Source organism: Candidatus Binatia bacterium, from assembly GCA_036382395.1.
GTDB lineage: Bacteria > Desulfobacterota > Binatia > HRBIN30 > HRBIN30 > JAGDMS01.
Genome location: DASVHW010000073.1, coordinates 1 through 2100 on the forward strand (window position 1 = coordinate 1; position 2100 = coordinate 2100).

General features: G+C 58.2%; 2 protein-coding genes. One reads left to right on the forward strand and one right to left on the reverse strand.

Annotated features, from left to right (window positions below; translation table 11 throughout):
* Positions 1-437 precede the first annotated feature (437 nt).
* A complete protein-coding gene (locus VF515_03935; protein HEX7406785.1) occupies positions 438-824 on the reverse strand; it encodes a hypothetical protein in 387 nt (128 codons plus the stop codon).
* Between the two features lie 736 nt (positions 825-1560).
* Here VF515_03935 and VF515_03940 point away from each other — a divergent pair.
* Positions 1561-2100 (forward strand): cation-transporting P-type ATPase (locus VF515_03940; GenBank protein ID HEX7406786.1); only part of this gene is annotated, 540 nt, incomplete at its 3' end.

Below are 2100 nucleotides of genomic sequence, written 5' to 3' on the forward strand. Positions count from 1 at the left end.
AATGATCTTCCCGGGCCTCAAGAACGTGCAGCAGGTCAACGACCTATGGGCTTACGTCAAGCAGTTCGACGCCAGCGGGAATATTAAAAAGTAGCCTTCGTATTCGATTTCATTGCCAATAAATTAATCCGTGATCGCGCCTGAAACGGCACAGTAGACCGTCATCGTTCTAGATGCAGAACGAATGACAGCGCATGGAGGGGGCGGCTTCGGAAGGCCAGGCACCCCGAGTGGGATTCGGCTTCACCAAGGTCTGCTAGGCAGAATCTCAATCCGCGTCTGAGGTCCGAGATGGGCCATTCGCGACCTACGCATTCATGGCCAGTGCCGAACAATGTCCGCTATGCCTCCGATAACGACCAAATCGGGGATATGCCGCGAACGACGGTAAGTGCCAAAAGCAGACATGCTCTGGCGTCAAAGTTGGCAGATGCCCTCTAGGCGAGCTTCATCAACTTTAGCGCCGCATGACCGTTCGGGCCGTAGGGATTGCCAAGACTTTCGCACATCTCGAAATGGTTGAAGTTTGGCGCTTCGATCAATTCGACCGGCTTGCCGGCCGCTTTCACCGCCGCGGCAAAATCGCGGTTCTGGCGCTGGAATTCCGGCGACTCGTAGGTGCCATAGGTGACGATGATCGGCGCGCGCAGTCTATCGATCTGCCGGATCGAACTCATCGACTGCTCCATGTCGTTGTTGAATTTGATGTAGGCGCTGCGGGTGCCGGAGAGCCGCGCCGGTTTCAGGTCATACAGCCCGCTCATCAGCAGGCCGCCTGTCACCATATCGGCCGGCAGTCCGAAATCCTTTTGCCAGTCGGTCACCGGCGCGACACCGCAGAGATGACCGCCGGACGAATGCCCACCGACGTAGAATCGTTTGGTATCGCCAGCCGTTTTTTGTTTGACAACCCAAAACTACGGGCGTATTTGCGAAAACGTTCGGGGGGAACTTCGAACAAACCATCATTGGACAAAATGGACAGCTACCCTAGTTGCGCCACGGCGGTCATCGTATCGGCTCGCAGTGCGCTCAAACGACATAACCGGATCGGATCTTGGCGGAGCCCGCCGGGAGAGTAAGGCTCGGACCTAAGGGTCTGTCGCCCACTCACCTTCAGGCTGGTCGAGACCGGCCCGTGGAGGTGAGTCATGAAGCTCGCACCCGCAACTTTTTCTATCGTCCGCATCGATCCTGTTGACCGTAACGGTCCGCGTCGCGGCCAGTCCGGCTCGAATATCCGGCGCCGGTTAACTCGATCCACCCCATCAAGATTTGGCGCCATTCCAAGGGGCTTGTCGCCCGCTGGCATGTGTGTCCAGAGACAGGTCGGATCGAGTGCATTTGGTTGCTCGACGAACCACCCGCCGACGATCATTTATGTGCCAGCCTTGGTAGAACCATGCGACGGTTGTCCCCAGCCTCGCGGCACTCGCCGTTGTGGCGGCGGCCGGAATCGCCGGCTGTCACAAACCTGTCAGCGAACCCGTGATCATAAGCGCTTCTGCCGCCTGAATCCCAGGGCAATTCCAGCGAACTCCAGCGTGAGAGCCGCACGCCATGAATGAAGAAGTCAGAAATCGGTTGAATGACCGCAGCGGGAACGAGGGCAAGCAACGCTCGCCGCTGCTGGACCTATGCGATTGCACGCCGGAGGAAGCGCTCAAACGCCTCGATGTCAATCGAAGTGGGCTGACGCCGGAGCAGGTCGAGGAACGGCTGGAGCAGTACGGTCCCAACGAAGTCACGCACGAGAAGCCGCCGACCTGGTACCAGCAACTGTTTCACGCGTTCGTAACGCCGTTTAACGGCGTGCTGCTTACGGTGAGCATCGTCTCGCTGTTTACCGACGTGATTTTCGCCACACCGGAAGATCGCACGTTCAGGACGATTATCGTCCTGAGCACCATGGTGCTGCTCAGCACGCTCCTGCGCTTCTGGCAGGAATTCCGGTCCAACAAAGCGGCGGAAGAATTGAAGGCAATGGTGAGCTCCACCACGGCCGTGCTGCGTGCCGGAATGCAGCGGCCCCAGGAGATACCTATTTCCACGCTAGTGCCGGGAGATATCGTCTATCTCTCGGCCGGCGACATGATCCCC